General features: G+C 61.1%; 15 protein-coding genes. 11 read left to right on the top strand and 4 right to left on the bottom strand.

The window, feature by feature from the left end:
- Positions 1-2: 2 nt before the first annotated feature.
- Positions 3-1,421: a replicative DNA helicase gene (gene dnaB, locus B9A19_RS06660; RefSeq protein WP_084090000.1), complete on the bottom strand. Its 1,419-nt coding sequence runs from the start codon at positions 1,419-1,421 to the stop codon at positions 3-5.
- 71 nt (positions 1,422-1,492) lie between these two features.
- Here dnaB and B9A19_RS06655 point away from each other — a divergent pair, with 71 nt between their 5' ends.
- Together B9A19_RS06655 and B9A19_RS06650 are read left to right on the top strand one after the other, a co-directional pair.
- Positions 1,493-1,921 carry a type II toxin-antitoxin system RatA family toxin gene (locus B9A19_RS06655; protein WP_084089999.1) on the top strand — a complete coding sequence of 143 codons (429 nt, stop codon included), beginning with the start codon at positions 1,493-1,495 and terminating at the stop codon, positions 1,919-1,921.
- The gene (locus B9A19_RS06650) at positions 1,914-2,231 is read left to right on the top strand and encodes an RnfH family protein (protein ID WP_084089998.1); all 318 of its coding nucleotides are present in this window, start codon (positions 1,914-1,916) and stop codon (positions 2,229-2,231) included. The genes B9A19_RS06655 and B9A19_RS06650 overlap by 8 nt, the downstream gene beginning before the upstream one ends.
- Positions 2,232-2,275: 44 nt before the next feature.
- On the opposite strand, the gene B9A19_RS06645 is transcribed toward B9A19_RS06650, so the two are convergent.
- A complete protein-coding gene (locus B9A19_RS06645) occupies positions 2,276-2,731 on the bottom strand; it encodes a DUF4124 domain-containing protein (protein ID WP_176216817.1) in 456 nt (151 codons plus the stop codon).
- A gap of 93 nt (positions 2,732-2,824) precedes the next feature.
- Between B9A19_RS06645 and B9A19_RS06640 the strand changes: the two genes are divergently transcribed.
- The 9 genes from B9A19_RS06640 (at position 2,825) to B9A19_RS06600 (ending at position 12,644) form a co-directional block, all read left to right on the top strand.
- The gene (locus tag B9A19_RS06640) at positions 2,825-5,242 is read left to right on the top strand and encodes a heavy metal translocating P-type ATPase (protein ID WP_084089997.1); all 2,418 of its coding nucleotides are present in this window, start codon (positions 2,825-2,827) and stop codon (positions 5,240-5,242) included.
- Positions 5,243-5,452: a cbb3-type cytochrome oxidase assembly protein CcoS gene (gene ccoS / locus B9A19_RS06635; protein ID WP_084089996.1), complete on the top strand. Its 210-nt coding sequence runs from the start codon at positions 5,243-5,245 to the stop codon at positions 5,450-5,452.
- A gap of 162 nt (positions 5,453-5,614) precedes the next feature.
- Positions 5,615-7,036, top strand: a complete 1,422-nt coding sequence (ccoN, locus tag B9A19_RS06630) for a cytochrome-c oxidase, cbb3-type subunit I (RefSeq protein ID WP_084089995.1) — start codon at positions 5,615-5,617, stop codon at positions 7,034-7,036.
- 21 nt (positions 7,037-7,057) lie between these two features.
- Positions 7,058-7,672, top strand: a complete 615-nt coding sequence (gene ccoO, locus B9A19_RS06625; protein ID WP_084089994.1) for a cytochrome-c oxidase, cbb3-type subunit II — start codon at positions 7,058-7,060, stop codon at positions 7,670-7,672.
- Positions 7,673-7,675: 3 nt separating this feature from the next.
- The gene (locus B9A19_RS06620) at positions 7,676-7,846 is read left to right on the top strand and encodes a cbb3-type cytochrome oxidase subunit 3 (RefSeq protein ID WP_084089993.1); all 171 of its coding nucleotides are present in this window, start codon (positions 7,676-7,678) and stop codon (positions 7,844-7,846) included.
- A 23-nt stretch (positions 7,847-7,869) separates the two neighbouring features.
- Positions 7,870-8,787: a cytochrome-c oxidase, cbb3-type subunit III gene (gene ccoP, locus B9A19_RS06615; RefSeq protein WP_084089992.1), complete on the top strand. Its 918-nt coding sequence runs from the start codon at positions 7,870-7,872 to the stop codon at positions 8,785-8,787.
- A 121-nt stretch (positions 8,788-8,908) separates the two neighbouring features.
- Complete coding sequence (gene ccoG, locus B9A19_RS06610) at positions 8,909-10,354, top strand: cytochrome c oxidase accessory protein CcoG (RefSeq protein WP_084089991.1); 1,446 nt, start codon at positions 8,909-8,911, stop codon at positions 10,352-10,354.
- A 51-nt stretch (positions 10,355-10,405) separates the two neighbouring features.
- The gene (locus B9A19_RS06605) at positions 10,406-10,933 is read left to right on the top strand and encodes a FixH family protein (RefSeq protein WP_084089990.1); all 528 of its coding nucleotides are present in this window, start codon (positions 10,406-10,408) and stop codon (positions 10,931-10,933) included.
- A 79-nt stretch (positions 10,934-11,012) separates the two neighbouring features.
- A complete protein-coding gene (locus B9A19_RS06600; RefSeq protein ID WP_139798695.1) occupies positions 11,013-12,644 on the top strand; it encodes a mechanosensitive ion channel family protein in 1,632 nt (543 codons plus the stop codon).
- Here the strand turns inward: B9A19_RS06600 and clsB are convergent.
- Positions 12,632-13,858, bottom strand: a complete 1,227-nt coding sequence (clsB, locus tag B9A19_RS06595; RefSeq protein WP_084089989.1) for a cardiolipin synthase ClsB — start codon at positions 13,856-13,858, stop codon at positions 12,632-12,634. The two genes, B9A19_RS06600 and clsB, sit on opposite strands and share 13 nt — an antisense overlap.
- A complete protein-coding gene (locus B9A19_RS06590) occupies positions 13,858-14,616 on the bottom strand; it encodes an endonuclease/exonuclease/phosphatase family protein (RefSeq protein ID WP_084089988.1) in 759 nt (252 codons plus the stop codon). The genes clsB and B9A19_RS06590 overlap by 1 nt, the downstream gene beginning before the upstream one ends.
- Positions 14,617-14,764 lie beyond the last annotated feature (148 nt).

The raw sequence follows: 14,764 nt of genomic DNA, 5'->3' as shown, positions 1-14,764 counted from the left end.
GATCAGGACTCCAGATCGGACGACCAGCCCTCAGGCCGGATCAGTGCATTGTTGAAGCGCGAATACATCCCCTGGAACTGCAGCGGCACCTTGCCCACCGGGCCGTTACGGTGCTTGCCCAAAATACACTCAGCCAAACCCTTCATGTTCGAATCGGGGTTGTAGTACTCATCGCGGTACATGAACATGATCAAGTCGGCATCCTGTTCGATGGCGCCTGATTCGCGCAAGTCGGACATCATCGGGCGCTTGTCGGTACGCTGCTCAACCTGGCGGGACAGCTGCGACAGCGCAATGATGGGCACCTGCAGCTCCTTGGCCAGCGCCTTGAGCGAGCGCGAGATTTCACTCACTTCGCTGGCGCGGTTCTGATCCTTGCCACCGGCGCGGCCGGCCATGAGCTGGATGTAGTCGATCACGATCAGGCCAAGCTGGCCCCCCACCTGCCGCGCCAGCCGGCGCGCGCGGGTGCGCAGGTCCAGCGCTGTCAGCGCGCCGGTCTCCTCGATGAAAATCGGCGCTTCGGAGAGTTTGCCCACCGCGTGGGTCAACTTCATCCAGTCCTCGTCTTCAAAACGGCCGGTCTTGAGCTTGTGCATGTCGATCTTGCCGATCGAACCCACCATACGCATGCCCAGCTGCGAGGCGCCCATTTCCATCGAGAAGATGGCCACCGGCAGCTTCAGCTCACAGCCAACGTGTTCGGCAATGTTCACCGAAAACGCCGTTTTGCCCATGGACGGGCGACCGGCCACGATGATGAGGTCGCCTTTTTGCAGGCCGGACGTCATCTTGTCGAGGTCCATGAAGCCAGTGGCAATACCGGTGACCTCGGACGGGTTGTCCTGCTTGTACAGGTAATCGATGCGCTCGACGATTTCCTTCAGAATGGGCGGCATGGCAATGAAGCCCTGCTTGCCCTTCGCCGATTGCTCGGCGATCTGGAATACCTTGGATTCGGCCTCGTCCAGCAACTGGGCCGGCTCACGCCCGTTGGGGTTATAGGCCGCATCGGCAATATCGGTGCCGACCGTGGCCAGCTGCCGCATTACCGATTTTTCGCGCACGATTTCGGCATAGCGGCGGATATTGGCCGCTGACGGCGTGTTGGCCGCCAGCATGCCCAGATACGCGAGGCCACCCACGTAATCGAGCTCGTTGGCGTTATCCAGCGATTCGGCCACGGTGATGACGTCGGCCGGGCGGTTGTGCTCGATCAGCTTGGTGATGTGTTGCCAGATGCGGCGGTGGTCATCGCGATAGAAATCGGCCTCGGTCACTACGTCGGCGACGCGGTCGAAGGCGGAATTTTCCAGCAGCAAACCACCCAGCACTGATTGCTCGGCTTCGAGCGAGTGGGGCGGCAGGCGCAGGCTTGCGAGTTGCGCCTTGTCATCAGCGGCGATAGGATGCTCCGTCATTTTCCAAACTGGCTTGTTCCGGGGAAGGCGCTCATTCTAGCCTTTTTCCGCGCCGGCCTTAACGTCGCTCTATGCAGTCCATCCGCAAAACCGTTCTGGTGACCCACTCTGCCGAGCTGATGAAAGCCTTGGTCGACCGTGTCGAGGACTATCCGAAGTTCCTGCCCTGGTGTGGCGGCGTCGAGATCCACGAACGCGGCGACGACACGCTGGAAGCCACGGTGCGCATCGACTTCCTGCGCGTCAAATCCCATTTCCGCACCCGCAACCGCACGCAGGGCAATGAAATCGACATGCAACTGGTCGATGGGCCATTCCAGCATTTCGAGGGCATCTGGCGCTTCACGCCGCTGATGGAAGACGCCTGCAAGATCGAATTCGAGCTGGATTACCAGTTTCAGAGCCGCACGTTTGAAACCCTGATCGGGCCGGTGTTCGGCAAAATTACCGGCACCTTTGTCGATTGCTTCATCAAGGAGGCTGACCGCCGCCATGGCTGATGACCAGATCCGGGTAGAGGTCGCCTACGCCACGCCAGCCCGACAATGGCTGCTGCCACTGACCCTGCCCGCCGGCAGCACGGCCGAACAGGCACTGCAGGCCAGCGGATTGTTTGAACTGGTGCCAGCCTTGCAAGGCACGGCCTTGCGCATCGGCATCTTTGGCAAGGCGTGCAAACACGATGCTACGCTGCGCGACGGTGATCGCGTCGAGGTTTATCGCCCCTTGCTGGCCGACCCCAAGGAAGTAAGGCGCCAGCGCGTTGCCGAGGGCAGGACCATGGGCGCGGGGCGCGACGAGCAGACATGAAAAAACCGGCCAGCAGGCCGGTTTTTCTGAATGACTGAATGCTATCAATTGCCGCCCCCGCCGCAGCTCTCTTCAATCTGCTGTTGCGCCTTGGAGATTTCTTCAGCTTTCTTGGCCGCAGGCAGAAATTCCGTCATACCCTTCTCGTTCTGATTGCGCATTTTATTCGCACCTTGCAAGAAATGCAGGCGCGTTTGAGCTGCATTGCAGGCAGCCTCATCATATTTCTTGACCGGCTTGCTATCCGATGCTGCAACAGCGGAAGCCTTCTTGCCGCCCTTCTCAAGCCCCTCTGCGGCCCCCGATGCAACCTTGGCCTTGGCAGGCACCGAATTGACCGGTTGATCCTTGATGTCCAGCACCTTGGCCTTGTTCTTGTCTGCCCCAGGCGGCGGCTGATCGGAATAATGCCAATTGCCGTCAGCATCCTTCCATTTGTAAACCTCGGCACTGGCCAGCCCCGCCAGGCAAAGCAGTAAAACGGCAAGAATCGGCTTCATGGCAAAATCCTGATATTGTTGAATGCCTGCCAATCTAGGCAAACGTTTGATGCACCGCAAGCGCAAGCACTGGATCGACGGTAAAATGGCGACATGATTGCCACAACCGCCGCAACCGCCTGCTTTCATTGCGGCGAGCCAGTACCACCCGACACCTCGTTCCAGATCCACTACCGGACCACTACTCAGCCCGCTTGTTGCGCAGGTTGCGAAGCGGTAGCCCAGAGCATCATCGACGCCGGCCTTGATGCCTACTACGCCCAACGCGAGCAACCCGCGGCACGTGCACAGCCGCTGCCGGACGAATTGCGGCAACAATTACAACTCTACGACGATCCCGGGCTGCAGCAAAGTTTTGTGCATGCCGCCGAAAACGAACGCGAAGCCGCGCTACTGATCGAAGGCATCACCTGCGCCGCCTGCATCTGGCTCAACGAACGCCAGATCGGCCGCCTGCCCGGCGTGCTGGGTGTCAGCATCAACTACACCAGCCATCGCGCCCGTGTACGCTGGGATGCCACGCAGACCCAGCTGTCGACCATCCTCAACGCCGTTGCAGCCATTGGTTATCAGGCGCAGCCCTACGACCAGGCGCGGCAAGAGCAGGCACGCGAGAAGGCACGCAAGTCCGCCTTGCTGCGCCTGTGGATCGCCGGCCTGTCGATGATGCAGGTGATGATGTTTACCGTGCCGGTTTACCTGACGGGCGAGGGGAATATCGATGCCAAGTGGTTGCTGCTGCTCAATATCGCCAGCTTTGCCATGACGCTGCCGGTCGTGCTGTTCAGCAGCCTGCCCTTTTATCGCTCGGCGTGGCGTGATCTCAGGCTGGGGCGGACCGGCATGGATCTGCCGGTCAGCATCGGCGTACTGGCGGCCTTCATTGCCAGCAGCTACAGCCTGCTCACCGGTCATGGCGCGATTTACTTCGATTCGGTCGGCATGTTCGTTTTCCTGCTGCTGGGCGGCCGTTATCTGGAGCAAGCCGCCCGCCTGCGCGCTGGCGCTGCGCTGGAGCGGCTGGTCAAGCTCACGCCGGCATTTGCTCACCATTTGCCGGACTGGCCGGCGCGCGACAGCCGCGAAGTGGCAGTCGGCCACCTGCAGGCAGGTGACGTGGTACTGGTGCGTGCCGGCGAAACCTTTGCCGCTGATGGCATCGTGCTTGAAGGCCAGAGCGCAGCCAACGAGGCCCTATTGACCGGCGAGAGTGCCCCGGTGAGCAAACAGGCCGGCAGCAAGGTGGTTGGTGGCAGCATCAACGGCAGTTCGCCCCTCGTGGTGCAGATCGACGCTACCGGCGAGCAAACACGGCTAGCCGGGATTGTGCGACTACTGGATCGCGCGCTGGCAGAAAAGCCGCGTATCGCCGAGCAGGCCGACCGTATTGCTGGTGGCTTCGTTGCCGCGCTGCTGCTGGTGGCACTTGCCGCCTGGCTGTTCTGGCATTGGCATGACCCGGCGCATGCGCTCCCCATTGCGATTGCCGTGCTGGTGATTTCCTGCCCATGCGCCCTTTCGCTGGCTACGCCAGTGGCACTGACGGCGGCCACCGGGCGGCTGGCACAGTTGGGCTTGCTGGTGTCGCGCGGCCATGCGCTGGCCGGACTGGCACACGTCAGCGACGTGGTATTCGACAAGACCGGCACGCTGACCCTGGGTACGCCATCATTGACGCAAACCATCCCCCTTGCCATGACCGCACAGGACGGGCTGGCCCGCGCAGCTGCGCTTGAGCACGCCTCTGAACACCCGCTGGCGCTGGCCTTCCGTAGCTCGACCTCATGGACCGCCAGCGAGATTCACAACCACCCCGGCGGCGGGCTGACCGGCCTGATCGACGGTGTACCACATGCCATAGGCCATGCCAGTTTTGTCGCGCAGCATTGCCACGGGCCTGCACCGGCCGAATTGATGCCAGGGGCGATCTATCTGGTTGACGCACAGCGCTGGCTGGCCGGCTTTGTCGTTGCCGATGCGCTGCGCGACGATGCCGCCGCCACGGTGGCCGCATTGCAGCAGGCTGGCAAACAGGTACATCTGCTCAGTGGCGACCGACAGACCAAGGCGGATGAGGTCGCCACGCAGATCGGCATCAACCATGTGCGTGCCGAGGCCACCCCGTCCGACAAACTGGCGTATCTGCAGCAGTTACAACGTGATGGTGCGCGGGTATTGATGGTGGGCGACGGCGTGAACGATGCCCCGGTCCTGGCCGCCGCCGACATTTCGATTGCCATGGCCAATGGCGTCGATGTCGCTCAGGCCAGCGGCGATGCGGTGCTGCTGGAAAACCGGCTGAGCACCATTACGCAAGCCTTGCACGTGGCAACGGCCACCCGTCGGATCATCCGACAAAATCTGACTTGGGCACTAGGCTACAACTTGATTGCGCTACCGCTGGCACTCGCTGGTCTGGTTACGCCGTGGCTGGCCAGCCTGGGTATGGCCAGCAGCTCGCTGCTGGTGGTCCTGAATGCCTTGCGACTTGTTCGCTCCGGAGCGCGCTGAATGGAAAGCCTGTACCTGCTGATACCGCTATCGGTTCTGCTGATTTTCGTGGTGGGCGCCATTTTCTGGTGGTCCGTCAAGGGCGGCCAGTTTGACGACCTTGAAGGCCCCGCTTACCGCATCCTTCATGACGATGACGCACCTCAAAAGGAGCGCCCAAATGGGGACGGGATACAAAAAACCCAAGACTCAAGCAGCGACGAACGGTAAAATGTGCGCCGATTATCGGTATAGCTTGATTTTTGTCAAAGGTATGCATACCGCGCTGTCATAAATTGGCAGCGGTGCTGGACATCTGCCCCGCAACGGGGCCCGCAGCCGTAGGCGGCACAGTTTCACACTTTTCCGTTTTGGAGATCGCTCGGAGTTTCTATGGATAACCAAGCCACATACAATTACAAGGTGGTGCGGCAATTCGCCCTGATGTCAGTCGTCTGGGGGATTGTCGGCATGCTGATTGGGGTGATCATCGCCTCGCAACTGGTCTGGCCGGAACTGAACTTCGGGCCATGGTTCCACTTTGGCCGCCTGCGCGCGCTGCACACCAGCGCCGTGATTTTCGCCTTCGGCGGCTGCGGTCTGATCGCCACCTCGTATTACGTGGTGCAGCGTACGTGTAACGTGCGCCTGATCAGCGACAAGCTGGCCGCCTTTACCTTCTGGGGCTACCAGGCCGTCATCATCGCCTGTGTCATCACCTACCCGCTCGGCATTACCTTCAACAAGGAATATGCAGAGATGGAATGGCCGATCAAGCTCTTGCTGGCCGTCGTCTGGGTTGCCTACGCCATCGTCTTCTTTGGCACCCTGGCCAAGCGCAAGGTCAAGCACATCTACGTGGCCAACTGGTTCTATGGCGCCTTCATCCTGGCGGTGACCCTGCTGCACGTCGTCAATAGCGCCTTCATTCCGGTCTCAATGTGGAAGTCCTACTCGGCCTATGCCGGCGCCGTCGATGCCATGGTGCAATGGTGGTACGGCCACAATGCCGTCGGCTTCTTCCTGACCGCCGGCTTCCTCGGCATGATGTATTACTTCGTGCCCAAGCAGGCTGGCCGTCCGATCTACTCGTATCGCCTGTCGGTGGTGCACTTCTGGGCGCTGAGCTTCACCTATATGTGGGCCGGCCCGCACCATCTGCACTACACCGCGCTGCCGGACTGGACCCAGTCGCTGGGCATGGTGTTCTCGCTCATCCTGCTGGCGCCAAGCTGGGGCGGCATGATCAACGGCATCATGACCCTGTCGGGCGCATGGCACAAACTGCGTACCGACCCGGTGCTCAAGTTCCTGATCACTGCACTGTCGTTCTACGGCATGTCGACTTTTGAAGGCCCGATGATGGCGATCAAGAGCGTGAACGCGCTCAGCCATTACACCGACTGGACCGTCGGCCACGTGCACTCGGGTGCGCTGGGCTGGGTGGCCATGATCACCATCGGTTCGATGTATTACCTGATCCCGCGCCTGTTCAACCGTGAAGCCATGCACTCGATCAAGCTGATCGAAGTGCACTTCTGGATCGCCACGCTGGGCATCCTGCTCTACATCTCGTCGATGTGGATTGCCGGTGTGACGCAAGGCCTGATGTGGCGTGCGGTCAACCCGGACGGCACGCTGACCTACGCCTTCATCGACGCGGTCAAGGCCACGCACCCGTACTACTTCGTGCGTGCGCTGGGCGGCCTGTGCTTCCTGAGCGGCATGGTCCTGATGCTCTACAACGTGCTGCGTACCGTTACCGAGGGCAAGGCCGTTGACGCCGAAATCCCGGCCGTTGCAGCCCACGCTTGAGAACCATCGGAAGAATAAGACATGGACAAGATCCAAAAACTGATTGAAGAAAACGTCGCGATGCTGATCGTGTTCACCATTGCCATCCTGAGTGTGGCAATGATGGTCGAGATCCTGCCGCTGATGTTTTCCAAGTCCACCACGCAGCCGATCGAAGGCGTCAAGCCCTACACCGCGCTGCAACTGGCTGGCCGCGACATCTATCTGCGCGAAGGCTGCTACAACTGCCACTCGCAAATGATCCGCCCGTTCCGCGCGGAAACCGAGCGCTATGGCCACTACTCGGTGGCCGGCGAGTCGGTTTACGACCACCCCTTCCTGTGGGGCTCCAAGCGTACCGGTCCTGACCTGGCCCGCGTGGGTGGCCGCTACTCGGATGAATGGCACCGTGCTCACCTGATGCATCCGCAGGATGTGGTGCCTGAATCGGTGATGCCATCGTTCCCGTGGCTGGCTGCCAACAAGGTCGACGCCGCCATCATGCCGGCCAAGATGACCGCGCTGCGCCATGTCGGTGTGCCATATACCGACGCGGAAATCGCTGCATCGGTGAAGGACGTGGAAGGCAAGACCGAAATGGATGCCCTGATCGCCTACCTGCAAGGCCTGGGTCTGGCACTGAAGAACAAGAGGTAAACCATGGAATTTCAGGACTTCATGCGCGTCGCGGTCACGGTGCTCGGCTTTGTGTGCTTCGTCGTGCTGACCATCTGGGCCTGGAGCAAGCGTCGCCAGGACAGTTTCGATGCCGCTGCCAATGCACTGATTGAAGACGACGATACCCCGCACCCGACGCGGCATACGTCCTGAGCATCCTTGCGGAGAATAAAGAGATGACAGATTTTTACAGCGGTTTCTGGGGCATTTACATCGCGATCATCGTGATTGCCTCGCTGATCGGCCTTGCCTACCTGCTCAAGAGCCAGATGGTAATCAAGCTCAAGAAGGGTGAATCGGCCGATGTGCTGCACCACACCTGGGACGGTGACCTGCAGGAATACAACAATCCGTTGCCGGGTTGGTGGGTGGGCCTGTTCGTACTGACCATTGCATTTGCGGTTGGCTATCTGGCGCTGTACCCGGGCCTGGTCGTGTTCGGCAACGCCATTGGCTGGACTTCGACCAAGCAGTACGCCACCGAGGTAAAGCGCGCCGATGACAAGTACGCGCAGCTCTACGCCAAGTTCATGCCGATGCCGGTACCGGAAGTCGCCAGGAATGCCGAAGCCAATGGCATGGGCAAGCGCCTGTTCGGCACTTACTGCATCCAGTGTCATGGCGTGAACGCACAAGGTGCCAAGGGCTTCCCCAACCTGACCGACAATGATTGGCTGTACGGCGGCACGCCCGAGAAGATCGAGCAGACCATCCAGAACGGCCGTCATGGCCAGATGCCTGCCTTCGGCGCCGCGTTTGGTGAAGAAAAGGTGCGTGACGTTGCCAACTACGTGATCAAGATCTCGGGCCGCCCGCACAATGAACTGCGTGCAGCCCGTGGCGAGGCCACCTTCAAGCAGGTTTGCGCGGCCTGTCATACCCCGGCGGGCACCGGCAACCAGGACGTGGGCGCACCCAACCTCACCGACAAGATCTGGCTGTATGGCGGTTCGGAAGCCACCATCGTCGAGACCATCACCAATGGTCGCAACAACGTGATGCCGGCGTGGAAGGACTTCCTTGGCGACGCCAAGGTGCACGTACTGGCAGGCTATGTGTACAGCCTGTCGCACGGCAACGAAGCAGCAAAATAAGGCAGGTTTCCTGCACTGAACGGGCGGGAGCGGTAACCCGCCCGTTTTTCCATCAAGAGCTGCTTGATGAGAGTGACTCGTACCACGGGTCACTGCCTTCAATCAGTTAGCGAGCATAGCCATGAGCAAAAAACTGGCCGATATCCCCGTCAAGGTGATCCCTGCAGACGACATCGACGAATACGAAGAAATCAGCCTCTACGCCAAGCACAAGAAAATCTACCCGCGCTGGGTTACCGGTTACTGGAACAACTGGCGCATCTTCTTTGTCTTTGCCACCCAGTTGTTTTTCTACGGCGTCCCCTGGCTGCAGGTCAATGGCCGCCAGGCCATGCTGTTCGACGTGGCGCGCGAGAAGTTCTATGTGTTCGGCATGGTCTTCCTGCCGCAGGATTTCGTCTATCTGACCGCGCTGCTGTTGATGTGCGCGCTCGGGCTCTTTGTCTGGACTGCCATCGGCGGCAGGCTGTGGTGTGGCTATTCCTGTCCGCAAACGGTGTACACCGAGATATTCCTGTGGATAGAGAAATGGGTGGAGGGTGACCGCCCTGCCCGCCTCAAGCTCGATACCGGCCCCGCCAACGCACGCAAGATCCGGCTCAAGACCATCAAGCACACCGCGTGGATCGTGTTCTCGCTGTGGACCGGCTTTACCTTTGTCGGCTATTTCACGCCGATTCGCGACCTGTGGACCGATCTGTCCATGCCCGCTACCAGCCCTTGGGAAGCCTTCTGGGTGCTGTTTTACGGTTTTGCCACCTATGGCAATGCCGGCTGGTTGCGCGAACAGGTGTGCAAGTACATGTGCCCGTATGCCCGCTTCCAGAGCGCCATGTTCGACAAGGACACGCTGATCATCAGCTACGACGAAGAGCGTGGCGAATCGCGCGGCAAGCGTCAGAAAGGCAGCGACTACAAGGCGGAGGGGCTGGGTGACTGTATCGACTGCACCATGTGCGTACAGGTGTGCCCGGTCGGCATCGACATCCGTGAAGGGCTGCAGTATGAGTGCATAGGCTGCGCCGCATGCATCGATGCCTGTGACTCGATCATGGACAAGATGAACTATCCGCGCGGGCTGATCCGCTATACGTCGGAGAACGCGCTCAAGCACAGCTACGTCGAGAAAGACATCGTCAAACACATCATGCGCCCGCGCGTCATCATGTATGGGCTGGTGTTGCTGATTGCGCTGGCGGCCACCGTGGCAGCACTGATGTTGCGGCAGCCCATCAAGGTCAATATCGCGCGAGACCGCGTGGCGCTGGTGCGGGAGACCGAAGACGGCTTGCTGGAAAACAGTTATCGGCTGCAGATCGAAAACGCCGACGAAAACCGCCATGTTTACCTGATCAGTGCAGATGGCATTGACGGCCTGAAATGGATCGTCGACGGTGGCAACAAGGTCAAGCTTGATTCGACCGGCACGGTTGAAGTCGGTATCCGCCTGCAAGCCGATCCGGCCAAGGTTGGCCCCGGCAGCCGCGAAATCCATTTTGTCGTGCAGGCAGAAGATGCACCGGACATGGTGTCGCGCGAGAAATCCAGCTTCATCGGTCGCCCCTGACCCCTATGGCGGGGAACCCTGTGGTTTCCCGCTTACCTAATCAATACCGTCATGACCACTCCTGTTCACGCAATGCCTTCCAGCAATACGCCCCGCCCATGGCACAAATCCTTCTGGCCCTGGTTTCTGATCGCGCTGCCGGCCATTGCCGTCGTTGCCAGCAGCTGGACCTTCTATATCGCGCTGCGCAGCGATGACGGCGTGGTTGATGATGATTATTACAAGCAAGGCCAGGCCATCAACCAGGACCTGGGGCGCGACCGGGCGGCTGCTGCCATGGGCATCAATGCCCAGCTGATGCTGGGCAGCGACCGCCGCAGCGTGCGTGTGCTGCTGAACAAGCCACTGGATAACGCTGCAGCACTGCAACTCGACCTGCTGCACCCGACACGCTCCGGCCAGGATCAGCATCTGGCGCTGAAGCAGGAAGGCCCGCTGATGTACAGCGGCCAGCTGACTACCGCGCTGGTACAGCCGCGCTGGGATGTCGAGCTGGGCGACAGCAGCAACCACTGGCGTCTGCGCGGGCTGTGGCAACCGGGTAGCGGCGAGCCGCTGCAACTGGGCGCCCCGCACTGATTCCGGATTGGCCCCTCTTCAGAGCAGCGAAAGGTGGCTAGAATCCGGGTGACAGTTCTCTGTTTCACCCGGAGCTCCCATGTTGTCTGGCCGTATCCTGCGTATTTACCTGTTGCTTGTGGCCTTGCTGCCCGCGCTGTCCTCAGGCGCCGTGCCCGCAGCAAATCCTGCCAGCGCGGCCGCTACGCTCAGCTTCCTTAACCGTCCGATTGCAACCTTCCACGCCGAACTGGCGGGCGCATCGCCCAAGGTGCGCGTGCAGCGCGCCACCGATGTGCTGGAACGCCTGCCCGAACGCGAACTGAGCCAGCCACTCGACCATATGGACGTGATGTTCGGCAATCAGCCGGTCACCGTGTTCCGCCTGGGAGACCGCTTGCTGTTTTCCTTGCTGCCCGGCGACCTTGCGCCGGGCGATCAACGCAGCTATGCCGCACTGGTCAACGACACGCAAGCCGCCCTGCGAGTGGCGCTGGATGCCCACAAGCAGCAAATCCACTGGCCCAATCTGCTGCGCGGCCTTGGCTACGCCATTCTCGCCACACTCGGCCTGTGTTTTGCCGCCTGGTGTCTGAATCAATTGCGCAGCCGCTTGCTGGCAGGTGTGCAGACCACGCTGGAAAAGCATGCGCTCAATCGCAGCAGCAAGGGCTTTGACTGGACCGGCTCGGCGTATCAGCTCGCCCGTCGCATTGTTGAAGTAGGCACCGTGATGGCTTTTCTGGCGCTGGGCTATCTGTGGCTGGTGCTGATCCTTGAATGCTTCCCCATTACCCAGCCCTTGGGCGAGCGGCTGGGCAATTTTCTGCTGGGGCTGCTGGGGCGGATTGCCGAAGGGTTCCTGGATGCCATTCCCGGCCTGATCACCGTTGCCGTCATTCTGCTGATTACCCGCGCACTGCAGGATTTGCTCGGCAATCTGTTCGATGCCGTACAGCAAAACCGCGTCACCATTCCCGGCATCCATGCCGACACGGTATCGGCCACGCGCCGGGTGGTGGCAGTGCTGGTCTGGGCGCTGGCGCTGACCTTTGCCTATCCCTATATCCCTGGCTCGCAAAGTGACGTATTCAAGGGCTTGTCGGTGCTGCTGGGCCTGATGGTAACGCTGGGCTCGGCCGGCCTCGTCAACCAGCTCATGAGCGGCATGGTGCTGGTTTACTCACGCGCACTGCGCAAGGGTGACTTGGTCAGCGTTGGCGATACCGTCGGCGTGGTCACCGAGCTGAGCACGCTATCGATCAAGCTGGTGAACCTGCGCAACGAGGAAATCACCCTGCCCAATGCCGTGGTGGTTGGTAACACCATCCGCAACTACACCCGCACTGCCGGCCCACAAGGGCCGATGCTGTCCACCACGGTGACCATCGGTTACGACACGCCCTGGCGTCAGGTGCACGCCATGCTCACAGCGGCAGCCCACAAGACTGCCGGGCTGGTGCAGCAACCAGCCCCCTATGTGCTGCAGCGCGCCCTGTCCGATTTCTATGTCGAATACGAATTGTTTGCCCACATTCCGAACCCGCTGGATCGGGCCATCGTGCTGTCGGACCTGCACGCCAATATCCAGGACGAGTTCAATGCTGCCGGTGTGCAGATCATGTCGCCACACTTCGAGAACCAGCCCCACCAAGCGGTCTACGTACCGCGCGACCAGTGGTTTGCCCCGCCTGCGCACACGGAAACCCCACGCAGCGATCACTCCAGGTAACGCCTGCCGCCATAACCCGTCACGCCCATCAGGAAGCGCACCAGCGCAAAGCAAATCCACACCAGCCCGCGCAAGGCCAGGCCGGCCTGTGATACCCGCTCCTGCTCGATGCGCCGCGCGCCGCCGATCAGCTTGCGGCGCAGGTCATCGCGCAATTCCAGCGCCATGCGCTCGTCGCGCACGAACAGATTGGCTTCGCGCGCCAGCAGCAGGCTGAACGGGTCGAGATTGCTTGAGCCCACCGTGGCCCACTCGCCATCCACCACTGCCACCTTGGCGTGCATGAAGCCGGCGGTGTATTCGTAGATTTCGATGCCCGCGTCCAGAAAACGGCGGTAGTAAGCGCGGGTGGCCCAGTGCAGCAGAAAATGATCGACCTGCCCCTGCAGCAACAGCACCACATTCACGCCGCGTTCGGCGGCTGCGCGCAACTCCTGGCGGAAACGGTAACCCGGCAGGAAATAGGCGTTGGCGATGATGATCTCGCGCTGTGCACGGCGGATTGCCAGGCGGTATTCAGTCTCGATGTCATGCCGGTGATTCAGGTTGTCACGAATCACGAACTTGACTGCGCTGGCGCCGGCCGGCTCTGGCACCGGCATGGCCTGCGGCCGCTTGCGCATGATGCGGTGATCCTCCAGCTGGATCATCGCCGTTTGCCGCCACATGCGCTGCACCGCCCGATGCACGCGCGCCACTGCCGGCCCTTCCAGCCGGATCGCATAGTCGTAACGGGGGGCCAGCGCAGGCTGGCTCGCTTCGATATCCCGCAGGATGTTGATGCCACCGACATAGGCAACCCTGCCGTCAAACACGGCCAGCTTGCGATGCAGACGGCGCAAGCGCGCGCGATTGAGCGAAAAACGCTTGAGCTCGGGCCGGAAGAACAACAGGTGGGCACCTGCCTGTGCCAGTTGCTGGCGCCAGGCAAGCGGAAAATGCCGCGCGCCGAAACCGTCCAGTTGCAAATGCACGCTCACGCCACGCAGGGCGGCATCGCAACATGCCTGCATCACGCGCAAACCGATATCGTCTGCCTCAAACAGATAGGTTTCCAGGTAAATCTCGCGCTTCGCGGCGGCGATTTCGTCCAGCAGCAGCGGGAAGTAATCGGTGCCACCATACAGCAGGCGTACGCGATGGCCAGGCTGGAATACATTGCGCTGGAAATAGCGCTCGCGCCAGCGCCGGGCCGAATCACGCAGCCGCTGCATCAGGCGCCCTCGTTGCGCGTCAGCTCGGCCAGCAGCGGCGCGTGGTCGGACAACCCGGCCCACGGCGCACCACCCAGCACGGCAGCGGTTTCGATCTGCAGTCCACGTACATAGACGCGGTCCAGCGTCAGCAGCGGCAGGCGGGCGGGAAAACTGCGCGCCGGCGCGCCATGCAGCGTCTCGAAGGCTTCGCTCAGCCCCAGCTCACGCGCCAGGATGGGTGTAGCCTCGCGCCGCCAGTCGTTGAAGTCGCCCGCCAGCACCAGCGGCGCATGCATGGGCACTTCGGCCTGGATATAGCCGGCCAGCAGCGCAAGCTGCTTGCGGCGATCCGGCGCGCGCAGATTCAGGTGCACCGACAAGGCATGCAGCGGACGATCCCAACCCTCCACCTCCAGCACCGCGTGCAGCAAGCCACGCTGCTCCAGCTTGTGCAGGGTGAGATCGTGATTGTCCCAGCGGCGCACCGGAAAGCGCGTCAGCAGGGCATTGCCGTGGTGGCCGTGGCGGTAATTGGCGTTGCGACCATAGATGGCAGTGAATTCGTCACCGGCCAGATATTCATGCTGCGGATCGGCCGGCCAGTGCGAGAAGCGCTGTGCATTGCCCTGATGCGCGCCCTGCACTTCCTGCAGCAGGATCAGATCGGGCGAGAGCGCATGCATGGCCTGGCGCACGTCGTGCACGACAAGGCGGCGATTGAACGCCGACAGGCCCTTATGCAGATTGTAGGAGGCAACACGCAGGGTACGGCTCATGCGGAATGACTGAAACCGGGAAGATATCAGCTTAACATGGCCCAACCTCGGGTGAGCGGCAATACGACCATGCGGCCTGCAGGTGTGAGCGGTGCAGAATGCAGCGAAGCTAGGGCCTGTTAACACTTATTTCGCGCTTGCGCTGGGC

This window comes from Andreprevotia lacus DSM 23236, from assembly GCF_900176275.1.
Lineage (GTDB): Bacteria > Pseudomonadota > Gammaproteobacteria > Burkholderiales > Chitinibacteraceae > Andreprevotia > Andreprevotia lacus.
The sequence above is the reverse complement of the archived record's forward strand: the minus strand, read 5'-3'. Positions and strand labels throughout refer to the sequence as shown.

Excerpts from the sequence above, each read along its gene's own strand:
- dnaB (WP_084090000.1), bottom strand. The coding sequence starts at position 1,421 with ATGACGGAGCATCCTATCGCCGCTGATGACAAGGCGCAACTCGCAAGC.
- B9A19_RS06655 (WP_084089999.1), top strand. The coding sequence starts at position 1,493 with ATGCAGTCCATCCGCAAAACCGTTCTGGTGACCCACTCTGCCGAGCTG.
- B9A19_RS06650 (WP_084089998.1), top strand. The coding sequence starts at position 1,914 with ATGGCTGATGACCAGATCCGGGTAGAGGTCGCCTACGCCACGCCAGCC.
- B9A19_RS06645 (WP_176216817.1), bottom strand. The coding sequence starts at position 2,731 with ATGAAGCCGATTCTTGCCGTTTTACTGCTTTGCCTGGCGGGGCTGGCC.
- B9A19_RS06640 (WP_084089997.1), top strand. The coding sequence starts at position 2,825 with ATGATTGCCACAACCGCCGCAACCGCCTGCTTTCATTGCGGCGAGCCA.
- ccoS (WP_084089996.1), top strand. The coding sequence starts at position 5,243 with ATGGAAAGCCTGTACCTGCTGATACCGCTATCGGTTCTGCTGATTTTC.
- ccoN (WP_084089995.1), top strand. The coding sequence starts at position 5,615 with ATGGATAACCAAGCCACATACAATTACAAGGTGGTGCGGCAATTCGCC.
- ccoO (WP_084089994.1), top strand. The coding sequence starts at position 7,058 with ATGGACAAGATCCAAAAACTGATTGAAGAAAACGTCGCGATGCTGATC.
- B9A19_RS06620 (WP_084089993.1), top strand. The coding sequence starts at position 7,676 with ATGGAATTTCAGGACTTCATGCGCGTCGCGGTCACGGTGCTCGGCTTT.
- ccoP (WP_084089992.1), top strand. The coding sequence starts at position 7,870 with ATGACAGATTTTTACAGCGGTTTCTGGGGCATTTACATCGCGATCATC.
- ccoG (WP_084089991.1), top strand. The coding sequence starts at position 8,909 with ATGAGCAAAAAACTGGCCGATATCCCCGTCAAGGTGATCCCTGCAGAC.
- B9A19_RS06605 (WP_084089990.1), top strand. The coding sequence starts at position 10,406 with ATGACCACTCCTGTTCACGCAATGCCTTCCAGCAATACGCCCCGCCCA.
- B9A19_RS06600 (WP_139798695.1), top strand. The coding sequence starts at position 11,013 with ATGTTGTCTGGCCGTATCCTGCGTATTTACCTGTTGCTTGTGGCCTTG.
- clsB (WP_084089989.1), bottom strand. The coding sequence starts at position 13,858 with ATGCAGCGGCTGCGTGATTCGGCCCGGCGCTGGCGCGAGCGCTATTTC.
- B9A19_RS06590 (WP_084089988.1), bottom strand. The coding sequence starts at position 14,616 with ATGAGCCGTACCCTGCGTGTTGCCTCCTACAATCTGCATAAGGGCCTG.